The sequence below is a fragment of the Micromonospora sp. NPDC023888 genome (assembly GCF_040639415.1).
In the GTDB taxonomy this organism is placed as follows: Bacteria; Actinomycetota; Actinomycetes; order Mycobacteriales; family Micromonosporaceae; genus Micromonospora.
Window position 1 is genome coordinate 1 of sequence record NZ_JBEZZW010000019.1, and the last position, 16,689, is coordinate 16,689.

Genomic DNA, 16,689 nt, shown 5'->3' on the forward strand with positions numbered 1-16,689 from the left:
ATCTGCGCCCGCTCCGCGGACGACAACCTCTGCCCCGGCATGACCCCTCATCCTGACGAGAATCCACCCCGTTGCAACAACCACTTGAGCCCAAGACGCCGGGACGCCCCGACATCAAGGGACCCGAGTCGATCACGACGGGCCGAGCGCACCAGCTCGCACAAATCGGGGCAGACTTCGCGTCGGGCAGGGCCAGGCCGGCGCGCCTCGAGCAGCGCGTTGGGATCGACCTGAGCGACACCGGCTCTGGTGGGCGTTACCCTGACACCATGCAGGCCGTCTCCCCCACCGCGACCGGCGTGGCCTTCCTGGCGCGTCCGGGTCGCCCTGCCGTGGTGGCGCGAACGCTCGCCGAACTGGCCGGCCCGACCCGGGGTGTCGTCGAACTGCCCGTGCGGTTGATGTGGAACGCCGAGCGCACCTTCGACCTCGGCGACCTCGACCAGCTGCTCTGGATGTACGAGAACGTGCTCCGCGAGACCACCCGGGCCGACGATCTGCGCGCTCTGATCAACGGGCGGACGCTGCGTCGGGTGTGGCGACTGCTCAACCTGCCTCGGGGCGTACGGCAGGCGTGGGAGAGCCGGCACCGCGGCCTGCGCGCGGCGTGACCGAGCCTCACCTGCACGAGTTCTACCGGGAGGTGGCCCGGGTGGCGCTGACCGCCGCCGGGCCGTACCGGTTCGTGTTGGGTGGTGGGGTGGCCTGGGCGGCGCACGGATTGGTCGCCCGCCCGACGGAGGACGTCGACCTCTTCGCGGACGTGGAGGGTGCCGCCGCGGCGGCGTCCGCCGGGGTGCGGGTGGCGCTGGAACGCGCCGGTTTCACCGTCACCGACGCGGACCCGGACAGCGAGCTGGCCGAGCTGTTCGACGGGTACGGCCAGGACATGAAGGACTTCGTGGTGAGCCGGGATGGGCGGCAGATCCGGCTCAGCCTCGCCCGGTTGGACCGTCAGCAGAGTCCGGTGGTGATGGACCTCGGCCCGGTGATGGACGTCCGTGACCTGGTCGCCAACAAGATCGCGGCATTGGTCAACCGGCGGGAGGTTCGCGACTTCATCGACGTGGCCGCGGCTCTCGACCACTATGACGTGACCGAGCTGTTGGTGCTGGCACGGCAGGTCGACCCCGCGCTGGACCCGGACGACGTGCGCGCCGCCGGCCGTTACCTGGACCGGCTCTCCGACCAGCGTTTCGGTCGTTACGGCCTGAGCGCAGCCGACATCGCCCAGGTCCGCCAGCGCTTCGCCGCCTGGCCCCGCTGAGCGGGTGGGCATCCCGGGCGGACGCCCACCCGACGGTGGATCACTTGGTCGGCCGACCGCCCGTGACCCCCAGGATCTCGCCGGTGACGTAGCTGGACTCCTGCGACGCGAAGAAGACGTACGCCGGGGCCAGCTCGGCCGGCTGACCGGGGCGCCCCTCCGGGGTGTCGGTGCCGAACTGCTTCACCTTCTCCTCGGGCATCGTGGACGGGATCAGTGGCGTCCAGACCGGGCCGGGTGCGACCGCGTTGACCCGGATGCCCTGCTCGGCCAGGTCGGCGGCGAGGGCCTTGGTGAAGTTGGCGATCCCCGCCTTCGTGGTGGCGTAGTCGAGCAACTGCGGCGACGGGTCGAACGCCTGGATCGACGCCGTGTTGATGATCGCCGACCCCTCGGCCAGGTGTGGGATGGCGGCCTTGCAGAGCCAGAACATCGCGTACAGGTTGGTCTTGAGCACCCGGTCGAACTGCTCGGTGCTGATCCCGAGGATGCCCTTGTCCTGCGACATCTGGTAGGCCGCGTTGTTGACCAGGATGTCGATGCCGCCCAGGTCGCGGACCGTCCGGTCGACCAACTCCTGGCAATGCGCCTCGTCGGTGATGTCGCCGCGGACCGCGATGCCGCGCCGGCCGGCGTCCTCGACCAGTCGGATGGTTTCCCGGGCGTCGGCGTCCTCCTCCTCGCTCAGGTACGAGATGAGCACGTCGGCGCCCTCCCGGGCGTAGGCGATAGCGATGGCCCGGCCGATCCCCGAGTCGCCACCGGTGATCAGTGCCCGCTTGCCGTCGAGCTTGCCGCTGCCCCGGTACGAATCTTCCCCGTGGTCCGGCTTCGGGGTCATCTCCCCGGTCGAGCCGGGCGCTGACTGCTGCTGCGCGGGCTGACCGGACTGTTGGCCGTACTGGCTGGTCGGGTCCTGCTGGGTGTGCTGGTCCTCGCTCACTGAAAACTCCTCGCTTGCGCGCGGGAAGCGGGCTCTCCCGCGAATGTCGTCCCAGACCGCCCTACCCCGCTGTGGCCTGCGGAAACCGCAGTAACCGTCGGGGCTGGCGTGGCGGCAGTGACGGCTGCTGGTTATGGTGCGCAAGGCGCTCACGAGGCGCGTCCATCCCATGGAAAGGCACGTCATGACCTCTCCCTCCGGCCCGTCGCGCCGCCAGGTGCTCGTCGCCGCGGCGGCGGCGGCGACCGCCCCGCTGATCGCCGCCGCGCCCGCGCAGGCGGCCGGCGCAGCCCGGCCGCGTACCTGGGACCTCACCCTCCTGGGCACGTCGGACACCCACGGCAACGTCTACAACTGGGATTACTACCGCGACGCCGAGTACGACGACAGCAAGCACAACGACATCGGCGTCGCGAAGCTGGCGACCCTGATCAACCAGATTCGCCGGGAGCGGCGCGGCAAGGCGACGCTCGTGCTCGACGCCGGTGACACGATCCAGGGCACTCCGCTGGCCACGTACTACGCCAAGCAGGAGCCGATCACCGCCACCGGGGAGAAGCACCCGATGGCCCGCGCGATGAACGTCATCGACTACGACGCGGTGACGCTGGGCAACCACGAGTTCAACTACGGTCTGCCGTTGCTGGACCTGTGGATCCGTCAGCTCGGTTTCCCGGCGCTCGCCGCGAACGCCGTCAACGCGAAGACCGGCAAGCCGGCCTTCCTGCCGTACGTCATCAAGAAGGTCTCCCTCGGTTTCGCCGCGCCGACCCTGCGGGTCGGCATCCTGGGGCTGACCAACCCCGGGGTGTCCATCTGGGACAGGGGCAATGTCGAGGGCAAGCTGCGCTTCGACGACATGGTGGCGACCGCCGCGAAGTGGGTGCCGATCATGCGGGCGCGCGGTGCGGACCTCGTGCTGATCTCCGCGCACGGCGGTGACAGCGGCACCTCCAGCTACGGCCCGGAGCTGCCGAACGAGAACCCGGTGGCGCTGATCGCGCAGCAGGTGCCGGAGATCGACGCGATCCTCTTCGGTCACGCGCACAACGAGGTGGTCGAGCGGTTCGTCACCAACGAGCAGACCGGCGCGCAGGTGTTGCTCTCCGAGCCGTCGAAGTGGGGCCAGCGGCTCACCCGGATGGACTTCACCCTTGCCCGGGAGCGTGGCCGCTGGACGATCACCAAGAAGGCCGCCACCATGCTGAACACCAACACGGTGGTCGAGGACCCGAAGGTGCTCGCCGCCGTGCGGGCCCAGCACCAGAAGACCATCGCGTACGTGAACCAGGTGGTGGCCCAGGCCACCGTTGAGATGTCCACTGTGGAGTCCAGGTACAAGGACACCCCCATCCTGGACTTCATCAATCACGTCCAGGCCGAGACCGTCACCAAGGCGCTGGCCGGCACGCAGTACGCCGACCTGCCGGTGCTGTCCCAGGCGTCCCCGTTCAGCCGTACGGCGGTCTTCCCCGCCGGCGACGTCAAGATCCGTGACGTGGCCGGGCTCTACGTCTTCGACAACACCCTTGAGGCGGTCGTCCTCAGCGGCGCCGAGGTGCGCGCGTACCTGGAGTACTCGGCGAAGTACTTCCGGACTCTCGCCCCGGGCGCCCCGGTCGACCCGGAGCAGATCAGCGACTCACCGGCGGTGCCGGACTACAACTACGACGCGATCTCCGGCCTGGACTACGAGATCGACATCTCCAAGCCGGTCGGGCAGCGGATCACCCGGCTGGTGCTGCCCGGCACCGACACGCCGGTCGCGGACGACGCACAGTTCGTGATGGCGGTGAACAACTATCGGCGCAGCGGTGGCGGCAACTTCCCCGGCATCGTGAAGACCCAGGTCTACAACGCGCAGCAGGAGATCCGTCAGCTCCTCATCGACTGGGCGCAGGCCAAGGGAACGATCAACCCGGCCGACTTCTTCCAGCCCAACTGGCGACTGGTACGCGAGGGCGTGCCGGTCTTCTGACCGCGGACCACAGCCGGGCCGTGGGTGGCGACACCCGCGGCCCGTCCGCGTTTCTCAGCCCTGCACGTTCCAGCGGACCGGGTCCTCGGCCTTCTCCGGCCGGTCCCGCCCGGGATCGGTCTCGGTCAGCTCGACGCGCTCCTCCGGGCGGACCGCGGGCGGCAACTCCCCGAAGCGCGCGTGCCGCAGGAACGCGTACTCGTCGTCGGTGAACGGCTGCTCGACCATGGGTACCTCCTGTTGCTCCCCCGTCATTGTCCGGCGGGCGGGGTGCTCGGCACCAGGGTGACGTCACACCCCGTAAAGCATCCTAGGATCCTGGGTGAGCAGTGGTGGGCTGTCGACGCCGATCGGGCAGCCGGTCGAGCACCGCGAGGGCCGCGCGGATCGGCCGCCGTCGCAGCATCTCGGCGAAGCTCGCCCGGCCCTGACAGAACTGGACGAACATCCGCCACCCCAGCGGGGTCGCCAACAGCGCGTGGAACACCTCCGGCCGCCGGGTGAACACGTCGAGCAGGCGGAACCCCGCCCGCATCTCCGGCAGCAGGCGCTCGGCGACCGCCCGCTCGTACCCGGCCAGATCCCCGCTGGCGACCGCCGCACCTGCCAACTCACCCGAGCGCAACGCGAAGCTGATGCCCTCCCGGCTCCACGGCTCCAACAACCCGGCCGCATCGCCCACGACAAGCACCCGGCCGTTACGCAGCGGCGAATCCTCCTCGCGGCACCGGGTCAGATGACCCGAGTCGTGCTCCGCCGGCAACCCGGTCAGCCCCAACCGGTCGACGAACCGCCGCAGGTAGTCCCGGGTCCCCTCCCCCGCGCCCCGACCGGCGATCACACCGACGGTCAACCGGTCGCCCTTGGGAAAGACCCAGGCGTACGAGCCCGGCATCGCTCCCCAGTCCAGCAGCAACCGACCCCGCCACCGCTCCTGCTCCGCCGGCGGCACCGCGATCTCCAACTCCAGACCCAGGTCCACCTGCCGGTACCGCACCCCCACCTGCCGGGCGCTCACCCCCGACGAACCATCCGCGCCGATCACCGCACGGGCCGCGATCGTCGTACCGTCGGCCAACCGCAGGCGTACCCCATCGGGATCCTGCTCGATCGCGCGGACGGCGACCCGCTCACGCAACTGCGCGCCGGCGGCGACCGCCGCCGCGCGCAGCCGGTCGTCGAACTCCTCGCGGCGCACCATCGTCACCACCGGACTGGCATTGCGGCGGGTGAACTCCCGACGGCCGTCCCGGGTGAACGTGACCCGGTCCACCCGGTCGTGCGCGGGCACCTCGATCCGACCATGGACGGCCGCCAGCGAGGTGCCGATCAGGCCACCGCCGCAGGTCTTGTACCGCGGGTGGGCGGCCCGCTCGACAACCAGGGTGGACACACCCGCGCGGGCAGCGGCGTAGGCCGCGGACAACCCGGCGGGGCCGGCGCCGACGACAACGAGATCCCAAACGATCACGACAGCAGCCTAGGCGATGGCGAGGGTCCCCCCGAGCAGCGCAACCACTCACCGTCGGGATGAGCACGCGACGGCGCTGCTGCCGCGCCTGAGCGCACCGCCCGATCGGGTGCGCATCTTCGGTCAGCCAGGGGGTAACCGGCGCACGGCAACCGCCGCACGACGGCGGACGAACGAAGGAGGAGCCATGCAGCAGGTGCCACTGTCGGAGGCCGAGCAACGGGTGTACCAGGCGGTCACCACTCTCGAGGCACGCGGACAGGTGCCCTACCCGGACCTGATCGCCGAGGAGTCCGGGCTGAGCGAGGAGCAGGTGGGTAGCCCCCTGCACCTGCTCACCGAGAAGGGCCTGCTGCACCGCGAGGACTCGCCGATGGCGGGCCTCGACTTCGGTCCCCGGTTCTGCGCGCGTCAGATGGCGTGACCCGAAGAACAAGCCGGGACGATTCGCCCCCCGCTGACCCGGGTAGGGGTCAACGATGCGTGATCAACGGTCAACGGGGGGCACGATGAGTGCGGCGCAACCGCCGCAGCCGGTGGACGCGGCCGCGAACCGGAGACGCTGGCAGGCCGTCGGCGTCGGGCTGGTCGCCGCGTTCATGACGTTGCTCGACGTCAGCATCGTCAACGTCGCGGTGCCGTCCATCGACCGGGCGCTGCACGCCTCGCCGAGTGACCTCCAGTGGATCCTCTCCGGGTACGCGCTCACCTTCGGCCTGGCGCTGGTGCCCGCCGGCCGCTTCGGCGACGCCCGCGGCCGGCGCAACGCGTTCGTCTTCGGCATCGCACTGTTCACAGTGACAAGTGCGCTCGCCGGTCTCGCCACCTCCCCGACCTGGTTGGTCATCGCCCGACTGCTCCAGGGCGCCGCCGCCGGCATCGTCAACCCGCAGGTCATCGGACTGATCCAGCAACTGTTCCGAGGGCCGGAACGGGCCCGCCCGTTCGGGCTGCTCGGCGCCACCATCGGTATCTCCACCGCGGTCGGGCCGCTGCTCGGCGGGCTGCTCATCGCCGTCGGCGGCGAGGAACACGGCTGGCGGTGGGTCTTCTTCGTCAACGTCCCGGTCGGCGTCCTCGCGGTGATCCTCGGCTGGCGTCTGCTGCCCGGCCGGCCCGCCGGTCAACCCGGCTGGCGTCAACTCGACCCCGTCGGTGTGCTGCTGCTCGGTGTCGGCGTGGTCCTCGTCCTGCTTCCGCTCGTACAGGAGCAGCAGTGGCGGACTCCCTGGAAGTGGGCGCTCATCCCGGCCGGTCTCGCGGTGCTTGTCGCCTTCGGCCTCTGGGAGCGGCGATACGAACGCCAGCACCAACCGCTGTTCGACCTTCGACTGTTCAGCCTCCGGTCCTACGCCCTGGGGTCGCTCATCGCGCTTGTCTACTTCGGCGGCTTCACCGCGATCTTCTTCATCTTCACCCTGTTCCTGCAGATGGGTCTCGGCTACAGCGCGCTCGTCGCGGGCCTGGCCATCACCCCGTTCGCCCTGGGTTCGGCCGCCGCCGCCGTGCTCGGTGGCCGCATCGTCAACCGCATCGGCCGGCCACTTGTCGCCATCGGTCTGCTCACCATCGTGGTCGGGCTGGCCGCCACGGTCGTCGCGTTGCGCCTCGCGCCGGACGCCCCAGCACCCTGGGTCACCGCTGGTCCCCTGCTCGTCGCCGGCATCGGCAGCGGACTGGTGATCGCGCCCAACCAGACGATCACCCTCACCGACGTCCCCGTAGCGCAGTCGGGCAGCGGCGCGGGCATGCTCCAGACCGGTCAGCGGATCGGCGCCGCCGCCGGCATCGCCGCCGTCGGCTCGATGTTCTTCTCATCGCTGGCCGACAGCCGCGGCAACTGGACCACGTCCTTCGAACGGTCGCTCATGCTGGCCACCGGCATCATCGCACTCGCGCTGGTCTGCGCGCTTATCGACATCCTGCGCACGCGCCACCAAGAGACCTGACAACACCAGGGGTACGCCGCTGGCCGGCACCCCCGGTGTTGCGGGGTGCCGGCCAGCAGTCGGTGTGTCAGCTGTTCCAGTGCTGGTTGACGAGGTCGGTGGCCTGCTGCTCCCACTGTGCGTAGGCGTCCGGGTAGGCGGAGACCTGCACGGTCTGCGCGGCCTGGGTCAGCGGCATGTCCTCCCAGCCGTCAACCTGCTTCAGACCCTTCAGGAACGCGGTCGTCGAGTAGGCCGGGTCGGTGATCTGCTCCGGCGTACCCCAACCCGAACTCGGGCGCTGCTGGAACAGGCCCAGCGAGTCGTGGTCGTTCATGTCGCCGAGGTGGCCCAGGTTCTCCAGCTTCGACTCCTGCAGGCTCGTCGCGATCGAGATGACCGCGGCGCGCTCGGGCAGGCCGGCCTTCTTCGTGGCGGCGATGATCGCCTTGGCGTTGGCGGTCTGCTCGTCGTTGAGGGTGATGTGCGACTGGTCGCCCTGCGGCTTCGGCGCGGCGGCCTGCACCGCGACCGCGACCGGCTTGCCCTCGACCGGGGCAGCGGCGTGGGCGGCGATCGGACCGGCGAACACACCACCGGCGAACGCGAGACCAGCAACGGACAGCACACTCTTACGGAAGATCGTGTTCATGGGGGTAGCTCCTTCGGGGGTAGAACACCCGCACCACGCCGATCGGGGCAAACGGCAGTAACGGGTGTGAGCACCTCGTCCGGCGCTGCACTTGCAAAGGGGAAAGTCCTTGGGGTGGGCGACCGCGCAAGCCGGGGGCTTGCGGCGCCCAGGCGACCTACAAGCGGGGGCTCGTGCCGAGGTCAGCGACCTGGGAGCGGGCTTGTGGGGTCGGGTCAAGGTGTAACGACCGGGGGGCCGGGGTCATTCCGGGGGCGGCCCGTCCGCCGGCACCCACGTGGAGGCGGTGACCAGGGCGGTGTCGGTCGTGGGGACTGCAACGACCGGGGCTCGGGGGTCATTCCCGGTAGTCGCTGACCGGGGGCGGTCGGTCGTGGAGACTGTAACGACCGGACCGGGGCCCGCATTCCAACCCCGGTGACCGGGGCGGCGGGGTCGTGGTGCTGCGATCGTCGGGGTGTGTAACGACCCCGCCCCCGCCACGATTCCGGCCCACGGGTGCGACCGGTCACGGCCCAGCAGCCTCACGGGACCGGACAAACCGCCCACCGCGGACCATCCCCCGCCACCCATCGGCCCAAGAACAGCGTCAGGCAGCCCACCAAGGCGTGATCCACTCGACTTCACTGATATCGCGGCGTCCGGGACGCTCCGACACCCCGGCATCATTGAACCCGAGTCGATCAAGGCGCGTCGGCCAGGGCTGGCCTTCACCAAACGGACGAACCCGACCAGGGTCGACAGGCGCTGGCGCCCGCCGGAGAGTTCCGACGGGCGCCAGCTTCAGGTGCGATCCGGGCAGGGCCCGGTGGTGTGCGGATTAGTGCGCAGCACCACCGAGGCGCTGGCGGCGACGCCAGGCCAGGGTCAGCAGCAGCATGACCGCGCCGGCGCCGACCAGGCCACCGCCGAGCTTCATGGGCGTGCCGATGCTGTCACCGGTGACCGGCAGGGGCTGCTTCTTGTGCAGCACCCGCAGCTCGGCGCTGGCGGTACGGCCGGACTCCCGGCCCGTGGCGGTGAAGGTCAAAAGACCCGTCACCGACGGCTTGTAGCTCTTGGTGAACCTTCCCTGGGCGTCGGTGAACGCCGTGAAGCTCAGCGGCGCGCTCGCCTGGTAGGCCACCGGGGCCATCGCCACGGTGCTGCCGTCGCTGCGGCGAGCCGGAGCCTGACCGCCGGCCGGAGCAGCGTACGGAGTCACCGTCACCACGATGTCGACGGTCTCGTTCGGACCGAAGCCGGTGCCGGTCAGCACGACTGTCTCGCCGAGGTAGATCGTCGGCCGGTTGACGGTCAGCGTGGCTGTGCCTGCGTTTGGCGGATACGGCGGCGGTTGCGGCGGGTCGGTGGTCGCGCTGGGCGTCGGCTGCGGCTGTGCCGCCCCCGCTGCCGTCGGCACGGCCACCACGGCCAGGCCGACCGTGAGCGCCATGATGATGCGGGTTAGCCGCATGATTGGTTCCCTCCTACTGGTCACAGCTTGGTGCGGAATGAACTTGGGTGGTCCAGGGGCTGGCGGTGGGGGTCAGCCACAGCTCGGCCTGCCCGACGCCGGTCTTGGCCGTCAGCACGGTGGCCTCCAGCACCTTTTCGGCGCCGGGACCGACGTCGATGCTGGCGGTCGCCACCTGGCGGCGGCGTTCCGTGCCGCTGCCAAGCGCCGTCTCGACCCCGTCGAGCCGGGCCTCGAGCACCGCTCCGCCAGCCGGGCTGAAGATCGACACCAGCGTGCGGGCGGTGTACGGGTCACCGGCCAGACCTAGTCCGAGCACGGATTCGCTAAGTCCGGACTTCGGCGCGGTCGAGCGCAGGGTCACCCGCAGCCGGAGCTCGCGGCGGCCGTCGGGTCGGCATTCGCCCACCGTCAGGTTCGCCGTCGGCCGCAGGTAGTAGCCGAGCTTCGCGCCGCTGCCGTCGTTGAGAAAAACGCCGACCGTCGGCACGGTGTCCTGTTCTGGAAGCGTCCCGGCCATCCGGCTCGCGCCGAATGTCCGCTGTTCCTCAGGTCGGGCACTCCAGAACAATATCCGGCGTTCCGTGATAGCACGGTCAAATGCGGACAACAACACACGAGGGTTGACATTCTTCTTGAAGAAGGCGTCGAACACCGACGCGGCCGACGCCGCGAAGAACGCGTCCTGCTGCCGTACGTTCAGCCGCTGGTAGCTGTCGTTGAGCAGGGTCTGCACGACCTTCTCGCTGGCCAGCGGGACACCACCGGGCACCAACACCGGGCCGGTCGCCTTGAGCAGGTAGGACAGCACCACCGGGTCGACAGCGAGTACCCCGTCGACAGTGGTGCCCGTCGAGCGGCGGAACATCTCGCGGTACAGCGTGGCCGCGGTCGGGAAGTGCGGAGACAGGTTGACGTCGGCGGGATAGATGCCGGGCAGGTCGGTCCAGAGCGCCCGGGTCTCGGCGGGTACCTTCAGCGCCGGGGTGAACTGGCCGAGCGAGGCGCTGCTGCCCTGCTTGCCCATCTTCACCGCGCCGTTCTCGGCCTCGATCATCGCGTACGCGCCGAACATGCCTCCGGTGGCACGCAACTCGGCGAGGTTCTGCGAGACCAGCAGGTACCGTCGCGGCCCGTTCGCGCCGAGCAGCGGCGGCAGCAGGCGTGCTCCCTGGTCGGCGGCAGCGGTGAGGCTGGACAGTCGGTCGATCTCGTCGCGCAGGTCCGTCAACGCCTTCCGGACCTGGCTGACCAGGCGGTCGGCCGGCACCGCACCGAGGTCTCGGCGGGTCCGCTGCACCGACTCGTTGACCCCGGTCAGTTCGGTGGACACGGCGGTGAGCCGAGCGAGATCCAGCCGTCCGCCGGTCGGCACCAGGCTGGTCAGGTCCGTCCGCAGCAGACTCGGAAACGCCTCCCGGGCCAGTTGGTCGATGGCGACGGCGATCCGGCGGACGGCGTCGAGATCGTCGCCCGCGATCGGCGTTCGCCTACCGAGTCGCCAACTCGGATCAGCCGTCGCCGCCCGAGCGGCACCGGACTGCTCCTGTAGGGCGGCGAGCGTCCGCAGGGCACGGTCGGTGTCCCCACCCACCACCTGGGCGCTCAACTCCCGGGCCAGGCCTGCGGCGTTGAGCAGGTGGGTACGCGCCTGCCAGCCGCGGAAGCCGACCCATCCGCCGCTCGCCAGCAGCAACGACCCGACGACCAGGGCACCGAGGAGTGCACGTCGCAGTCGGGCTCGCCGACGACGCCGGGACCGGCTCCGCCGCCGGGTCGGCCGTTCGCTCTCCGTCACACCACACTCCCGTTCACGGAACCGGACAGAAGGTCGGTTCCCTGACGTTCTTAGCACGCGTCGGGGAACTTCGTACCGTTATCGCATTCTTCGCCCTTTAAGCGAATTTCCTTCGTGATTCGCCGACGGGCTCCGTGACTCGTCCCGCCGCCTCGAGCAGCAGCCGCTCGATCCGGTCCACGCCGGCCGGCAGCGACATCTCCCGCAGGTACGCCGCCCGCCCCCGGCGACCCATCTCGGTACGCGTCGGCGGCGGGATGGTGGCGGCCAACCAGAACCTGTCGGCAAGCGCCGCCCAGTCCTCCGGTGGGCAGGACAGCCCTGCCCTGACTCGTTCGACCAGCTCGGTGGTGTCGCCGCCGGCGGACGCGACCACCGGCGCGGCACAGGAGAGCGCCGCCTGCAGCTTGCCGGGCACCGTGCCGCGCAGTTCCGGAAGGTCGCGCAGCATGACGAGCTGGTAGTCGGCGGCGGCGTACAGCTCGGGCATGTCGACAGGCGACCGACGCTCCACGAAGCGGACGTTGTCCGCGCCCAACTCGGCGGCGAGCCCCCGGACCCGCCGCTCGGCCGATCCCGAACCGACCAGGACCAGGTCCATCGTCCGGTCCAGCGCCGCGGCCGCCCGGACCGCGGTCTCCAGGCCCTGCCGTGGGCCGATCGTGCCGGCGTGCATGACCACACACCGGCCGTCCCGCCGGACAAGTTGGCGGGCCGCCGCACCGGGCGTCGCGGGATAGAAGATCCGCTCGTCGGTCCAGTTGAGCACCAGCCGGACCCGGTCCGGTTCGGCGCCCGCGGCGACGACCAGGTCCCGCATCGACGGCGCGGCGACCGCGATCCGCGCGGCGGACCGGTAGATCCGGGTCATCGCGCTGCCCATCTGCGCCACCCAGCGCCCCTCGGCCGCCTCGTCGGTGCCGTCGCGGGTCCAGACGTCCTGGACGTGCAGCACCGCCGGCACCCGTCCGAGCAGCCGGAGCACCCCCGCGGCGGCGAACGTCGTGGCCGGGAGTTGGAAGACGTACAGCGCGTCGAGGTCGCTGAAGTACCGGCGGGCGGCAAGCATCGCGCTGCCGGCGAAGGAGAGGTAGCTGGCCATCCGGGCGCCGGTGGACGTGGCCCCTCCCGGGTAGCGGGGCACCCTGCGCACGGTCAGCCGTTCGCTGTGCGTCTCGTGGTGCCACCGCTGCCGCCAGCCGGGATAGACGTGCCCGCCGGGGTAGTCCGGAAACCCGGTGAGCACCCGGACCTCGTGCCCCCGCGCGGACAACTCCTCGGCGAGGCTGCCGGGGATGAACGCCGGCTCGGGCGGAAAGTGGTAGGACAGGATGCCGATCTTCATCGCCGCGCCCCCGTCCGCCGCGAATCGGCGTCGACCGGCGCGGCACCCTGACCGACGGGTGGACGGCGCGCGTACGATGCCGACAACCCCTCCCCGCGCGGCCGCCGGCACCGACGCACCGTTCGCACGGTGTGCCCACCCGCGTCCGCACCGACGAGAGGGGCACCGATGGCTGATCGCGTGTTGTTCGTCTGCCACGCCAACCTGTGCCGGTCACCGATGGCCGAGCACCTGGCCCGCCGGCTGCTGGCCGACCGGCCCGTCACGGTGTCCAGCGCCGGCACCGACGCGACCGACGGCCTGTCCATGCATCCGTACGCCCTGGAGGTCGCGACCGAGGGCGGCGCGGACGCGTCGGCGTTCCGGACCCGGAGCTTGCGGCCCGAATACCTCATCGACGCGACGCTGGTGCTGACCGCCACCCGCCGCCAGCGCTCGATCTGCACCGCGCTGGCACCGAGCGCGCTGCACCGGACGTTCACCCTGCGCCAGTTCGGTCGGTTGGCCGCGGCGGCCGAGCCGCCCGCCGAGCCGGCGGACGACCCGTTGGGGGCGGCGATCGCCGCCGTCGCCCAGGCCCGGGGACGGCTGCAACCCGCCGCCCCGGACGCGGACGACCTTCGGGACCCGATCGGCGGTACGTCCGCCGACTTCCGACGCTGCGCCGAGGAGATCGAACGGTCGCTGCGACCCCTCGCCGCGCTCATCGGGGCAGCCGGGTGAGTTCCTGGGTGTGGTCGGCGACGCCGTTGACCCCGGTGGTGGTGTCGCTGTGCCGGCCGGACGTCGCCCGGTCCGCCGGTACCGACGCCGGAGGTGTCGAGGTGACCACCCGGTAGGCCTCGTACTGGTACGCCTCGGCCTTGGCGACCTTGGCCATGTTCAGCACGCAGCCGAGCAGGCGGACCGAGACCGAGTGCAGCGCGCGGGCCGCCGCGGCCACCTGGGTCCGTGAGGTACGGCCCTGCTGGCTCACCAGCAGCGCACCGTCGGCCTGCACGGCCACGACCACGCCGTCGGTCACCGCGAGCAGCGGGGCGGTGTCGATGATCACGATGTCCGCCGACTCCCGCAGCGCCAGCAGCAGATCCGACATCGCCTTGGAACCGAGCAGCTCGCTCGGGTTCGGCGGGGCGGAACCGCTGGGCAGCACCAGCATCGACTTGTCGCCCCAGCGCTGCACCACGTCGCCGACCTTCACGTCGCCGACGAGCACGTCGGTGAGGCCGACCCCGGCGTCCAGGCCCAGGTACTCGTCGACCTTCGGTCGGCGCAGGTCCGCGTCGACGAGCAACACCCGCCAACCGGCCTCGGCCAGCGCGATGGCCAGGTTGCAGGAGAGCGTGGTCTTGCCCTCGCCCTGCAGCGCGCTCGTCACGGCGATGACCCGGGCCGGCTCGTGGACGTCCACGAAGCGCAGGTTCGTCCGCAGCTTGCGCACCGCCTCGGCGCGGGCCGAGGTCGCGGCGTCGCCGATGATGAGCGGCTCGGAGCGGGCGCTGCTCTCGTAGGGGATCTCGCCGAGCAGCGGGCTGCCGGTGGCGCGTTGCAGGCCGGCGGAGTCCCGCAGCCGGACGTCGGCGACGCCGCGCAGGATCGCCAGGCCGACGCCGAGCATCAGGCCGATCAACCCGCCGAGGGTGAGATTGCGCGTCGGTTGTGGGGAGACCGGGTTGGCGGTGACCCGTGGGCCGCTCACCACCTCGATCTTGATCGGGGCCTTGCCTTCGGACGTCGTCTCGACCTTCTGCACCAGGTCGACGAACTTCGCGGCGAGCGACTCCGTCACCCGCAACGCCCGGGTCTGGTCGGTGTCGTTCACCGAGGCGCGCAGCAGCACGGTGCCGGTCTCCGTGGAGGTGCTCACCCGACTACGCACCTCGTCGGCGGTGAGGCCCACCGGGGTCTCGGCCACCACGCTCTGCGCCAGCCGGTCGCTGGTGAGCAGGTCGGCGTACGACTTGACGCGCTGCTGAAGGAAGAGCCCACCCTGGTAGGCATCGCTGACGCCGGAGTTGGGGGTGGTGACGAAGAAGGTCACCGAGGCGACGTACCGGGGTTGTGCCCGTACGGTCAGGAACGCCGAGGCGCCCAGGGCCACCATGACCGTGACCAGCACGACCCACCAGTGCCGACGCACGTGGCGCAATTGGCGGAGCAGGTCCATCAGGAGCGCCTCCGCGTCGATCCGGTTACGCCAAAAAACTTCACGAAAACCCCCAAGGTCGTCTGTCAACTCGTGAAACCATTAAAGCCGCTCATACGGCTTATGTCCGGAGTTAGGCGGTTCTGGCTTCGACACGTGCGCCCGCATAACCAACCGGGCAGAGGTCCATTCGGCAGCGGCGAGACCCAGGGAAAAGTCGGATGCCGACCGAACGGCCCTGCGGTCGCCACCGCGCACGAGCCCGGATAGGGTCGACAGCGGTGTGCCGGGAAGTCTGGTCGGCGAGTGGATTCCTGTCGTCCGACTCCCGAGGTGACCCCGCAGATGACCGCCCCCTCCCCACCGTCGAAGCGGTCGAAGACCCGGCTGTTCTCGCGATCGTCCTGGCCCGAGGCCCGGCATCTGGCCGACGTGCTGCGCACCGAGACGGTCGGCGGCGCGTTGCTGCTGCTCGGTGCCGTGGCAGCGCTGGTCTGGGCCAACTCGCCGTGGTCCGACTCGTACACCCGGCTCGGCGGTTGGGTGCCCTGGCCCGGCGGCGCGTCCTGGCACCTCGACCTGGACGTGGCCACCTGGGCGGGCGACGGCCTGCTGGCCATCTTCTTCTTCGTGGTGGGTCTGGAACTCAAGCGGGAGTTCGTCGCCGGTGAACTACGCGACCCGCGCCGGGCCGCGCTGCCCGTGGTGGCCGCTCTCGGTGGGATGCTGCTGCCGGCACTGATCTACGTGGCGGTCGTCGTGGTCGGGGGTGGGCCGGGGCTGCGCGGCTGGGCGATTCCGACCGCCACCGACATCGCCTTCGCGCTCGCCGTGCTCGCGGTGGTCAGCTCGCACCTACCCCAGGGTCTACGCGCCTTCCTGCTCACCCTCGCCGTGGTCGACGACCTGTTCGCCATCACCATCATCGCGGTCTTCTACACCGCCGACTTCCATCCCGTACCGCTGCTCGCGGCGCTGGCGCCGATCGGGGTCTTCGCGGCGCTGGTGCGGCGTGGCCATACCTGGTGGTGGGCGCTGATCCCCCTCGCGACAGCGACCTGGGCACTCGTGCACGCCTCAGGTGTGCATGCCACAGTGGCAGGTGTCCTGCTCGGCTTCACGGTCCCGGTGCTCGCCCGCCAGCGGACGGCCGGCGGCCGCCAGCGGGTCGCCACCGTTGCCGAGACGGACGAGGGCGGGCTCGCCGCGCACCTGGAACACCGGTGGCGGCCCGTGTCGGCAGGCATCGCGGTGCCGATCTTCGCCCTGTTCGCCGCCGGGGTCACCCTGCGCGGCACCGACCTGGGCGCCCTGCTGACCGACCCGGTGGTGATCGCCATCGTCGCCGGCCTCGTGTTCGGCAAGAGCATCGGGATCTTCGGCTCCACGTACCTGCTGGCCCGGTTCACCCGCGCCGAACTGGACGAGGACATCACCTGGTCGGACCTGTACGGAATCGCCCTACTGGCCGGCGTCGGGTTCACCGTGTCGCTGCTCATCGGCGACCTGGCCTTCGGCACGGGCAGCACGGCCGACGACCGGGTCAAGGTGGCGGTGCTGCTCGGATCGGTGCTCTCCGCCGGGCTGGCCGCCACGGTGCTCCGCCGCCGCAACGCCGCGTACCGCCGGGTGGCGCAGCGGGAACGACTCGACGCCGACGGCGACGGCGTGCCCGACGTCTACCAGCGGCCCACCGACCGATGAG

The 16,689-nt window shown here is 70.8% G+C and carries 15 protein-coding genes; 7 read left to right on the plus strand and 8 right to left on the minus strand.

The features are described from left to right. Positions 1-269 precede the first annotated feature (269 nt). Positions 270-611, plus strand: a complete 342-nt coding sequence (locus tag AB0F61_RS18470; protein ID WP_357810938.1) for a hypothetical protein — start codon at positions 270-272, stop codon at positions 609-611. Then, positions 608-1,267 (plus strand): nucleotidyl transferase AbiEii/AbiGii toxin family protein, encoded by a 660-nt coding sequence (locus tag AB0F61_RS18475; protein WP_357810941.1) that lies wholly within the window; start codon positions 608-610, stop codon positions 1,265-1,267. Before AB0F61_RS18470 ends, AB0F61_RS18475 begins: the two co-directional genes overlap by 4 nt. Before the next feature lie 40 nt (positions 1,268-1,307). On the opposite strand, the gene AB0F61_RS18480 is transcribed toward AB0F61_RS18475, so the two are convergent. Then, on the minus strand, positions 1,308-2,210 hold the full coding sequence (locus AB0F61_RS18480) for an SDR family oxidoreductase (RefSeq protein ID WP_357810944.1): 903 nt from the start codon (positions 2,208-2,210) through the stop codon (positions 1,308-1,310). A 184-nt stretch (positions 2,211-2,394) separates the two neighbouring features. On the opposite strand from AB0F61_RS18480, the gene AB0F61_RS18485 reads away from it, so the two are divergent. Beyond that, entirely contained in the window at positions 2,395-4,188 is a 1,794-nt protein-coding gene (locus AB0F61_RS18485) for a 5'-nucleotidase C-terminal domain-containing protein (RefSeq protein WP_357810947.1), read from the plus strand. 54 nt (positions 4,189-4,242) lie between these two features. Here AB0F61_RS18485 and AB0F61_RS18490 read toward each other — a convergent pair whose 3' ends face one another. Both AB0F61_RS18490 and AB0F61_RS18495 read right to left on the minus strand, forming a co-directional pair. Further along, on the minus strand, positions 4,243-4,416 hold the full coding sequence (locus AB0F61_RS18490) for a hypothetical protein (protein WP_357810950.1): 174 nt from the start codon (positions 4,414-4,416) through the stop codon (positions 4,243-4,245). An 82-nt stretch (positions 4,417-4,498) separates the two neighbouring features. Beyond that, entirely contained in the window at positions 4,499-5,659 is a 1,161-nt protein-coding gene (locus tag AB0F61_RS18495) for a geranylgeranyl reductase family protein (protein ID WP_357810953.1), read from the minus strand. A gap of 187 nt (positions 5,660-5,846) precedes the next feature. On the opposite strand from AB0F61_RS18495, the gene AB0F61_RS18500 reads away from it, so the two are divergent. Both AB0F61_RS18500 and AB0F61_RS18505 read left to right on the plus strand, forming a co-directional pair. After that, positions 5,847-6,083 carry a hypothetical protein gene (locus tag AB0F61_RS18500; RefSeq protein ID WP_357810956.1) on the plus strand — a complete coding sequence of 79 codons (237 nt, stop codon included), beginning with the start codon at positions 5,847-5,849 and terminating at the stop codon, positions 6,081-6,083. An 85-nt stretch (positions 6,084-6,168) separates the two neighbouring features. Then, positions 6,169-7,608, plus strand: coding sequence for an MFS transporter (locus AB0F61_RS18505; RefSeq protein ID WP_357810959.1), 1,440 nt, complete (start codon positions 6,169-6,171; stop codon positions 7,606-7,608). A gap of 67 nt (positions 7,609-7,675) precedes the next feature. Here the strand turns inward: AB0F61_RS18505 and AB0F61_RS18510 are convergent, their stop codons facing one another. From AB0F61_RS18510 to AB0F61_RS18525, 4 genes are all read right to left on the minus strand, one after another. After that, the gene (locus AB0F61_RS18510) at positions 7,676-8,239 is read right to left on the minus strand and encodes a hypothetical protein (RefSeq protein WP_357810962.1); all 564 of its coding nucleotides are present in this window, start codon (positions 8,237-8,239) and stop codon (positions 7,676-7,678) included. 820 nt (positions 8,240-9,059) lie between these two features. After that, complete coding sequence (locus AB0F61_RS18515; RefSeq protein ID WP_357810965.1) at positions 9,060-9,695, minus strand: hypothetical protein; 636 nt, start codon at positions 9,693-9,695, stop codon at positions 9,060-9,062. 13 nt (positions 9,696-9,708) lie between these two features. After that, positions 9,709-11,493 carry a DUF4012 domain-containing protein gene (locus AB0F61_RS18520; RefSeq protein ID WP_357810968.1) on the minus strand — a complete coding sequence of 595 codons (1,785 nt, stop codon included), beginning with the start codon at positions 11,491-11,493 and terminating at the stop codon, positions 9,709-9,711. A gap of 97 nt (positions 11,494-11,590) precedes the next feature. Then, positions 11,591-12,838: a glycosyltransferase family 4 protein gene (locus tag AB0F61_RS18525; RefSeq protein ID WP_357810971.1), complete on the minus strand. Its 1,248-nt coding sequence runs from the start codon at positions 12,836-12,838 to the stop codon at positions 11,591-11,593. Between the two features lie 168 nt (positions 12,839-13,006). Between AB0F61_RS18525 and AB0F61_RS18530 the strand changes: the two genes are divergently transcribed. Further along, the gene (locus AB0F61_RS18530) at positions 13,007-13,561 is read left to right on the plus strand and encodes a low molecular weight phosphatase family protein (RefSeq protein WP_357810974.1); all 555 of its coding nucleotides are present in this window, start codon (positions 13,007-13,009) and stop codon (positions 13,559-13,561) included. On the opposite strand, the gene AB0F61_RS18535 is transcribed toward AB0F61_RS18530, so the two are convergent. Continuing rightward, a complete protein-coding gene (locus AB0F61_RS18535) occupies positions 13,542-15,005 on the minus strand; it encodes a polysaccharide biosynthesis tyrosine autokinase (protein ID WP_357810976.1) in 1,464 nt (487 codons plus the stop codon). The two genes, AB0F61_RS18530 and AB0F61_RS18535, sit on opposite strands and share 20 nt — an antisense overlap. Before the next feature lie 324 nt (positions 15,006-15,329). Between AB0F61_RS18535 and nhaA the strand changes: the two genes are divergently transcribed. After that, positions 15,330-16,688: a Na+/H+ antiporter NhaA gene (nhaA, locus tag AB0F61_RS18540; RefSeq protein WP_357810979.1), complete on the plus strand. Its 1,359-nt coding sequence runs from the start codon at positions 15,330-15,332 to the stop codon at positions 16,686-16,688. Position 16,689: the final 1 nt, after the last annotated feature.

Coding starts and splice junctions, on each gene's coding strand:
- AB0F61_RS18525 (WP_357810971.1), bottom strand. CDS start 12,838: ATGAAGATCGGCATCCTGTCCTACCACTTTCCGCCCGAGCCGGCGTTC.
- AB0F61_RS18500 (WP_357810956.1), top strand. CDS start 5,847: ATGCAGCAGGTGCCACTGTCGGAGGCCGAGCAACGGGTGTACCAGGCG.
- AB0F61_RS18490 (WP_357810950.1), bottom strand. CDS start 4,416: ATGGTCGAGCAGCCGTTCACCGACGACGAGTACGCGTTCCTGCGGCAC.
- AB0F61_RS18470 (WP_357810938.1), top strand. CDS start 270: ATGCAGGCCGTCTCCCCCACCGCGACCGGCGTGGCCTTCCTGGCGCGT.
- AB0F61_RS18505 (WP_357810959.1), top strand. CDS start 6,169: ATGAGTGCGGCGCAACCGCCGCAGCCGGTGGACGCGGCCGCGAACCGG.
- AB0F61_RS18535 (WP_357810976.1), bottom strand. CDS start 15,005: ATGGACCTGCTCCGCCAATTGCGCCACGTGCGTCGGCACTGGTGGGTC.
- nhaA (WP_357810979.1), top strand. CDS start 15,330: ATGACCGCCCCCTCCCCACCGTCGAAGCGGTCGAAGACCCGGCTGTTC.
- AB0F61_RS18510 (WP_357810962.1), bottom strand. CDS start 8,239: ATGAACACGATCTTCCGTAAGAGTGTGCTGTCCGTTGCTGGTCTCGCG.
- AB0F61_RS18515 (WP_357810965.1), bottom strand. CDS start 9,695: ATGCGGCTAACCCGCATCATCATGGCGCTCACGGTCGGCCTGGCCGTG.
- AB0F61_RS18530 (WP_357810974.1), top strand. CDS start 13,007: ATGGCTGATCGCGTGTTGTTCGTCTGCCACGCCAACCTGTGCCGGTCA.
- AB0F61_RS18485 (WP_357810947.1), top strand. CDS start 2,395: ATGACCTCTCCCTCCGGCCCGTCGCGCCGCCAGGTGCTCGTCGCCGCG.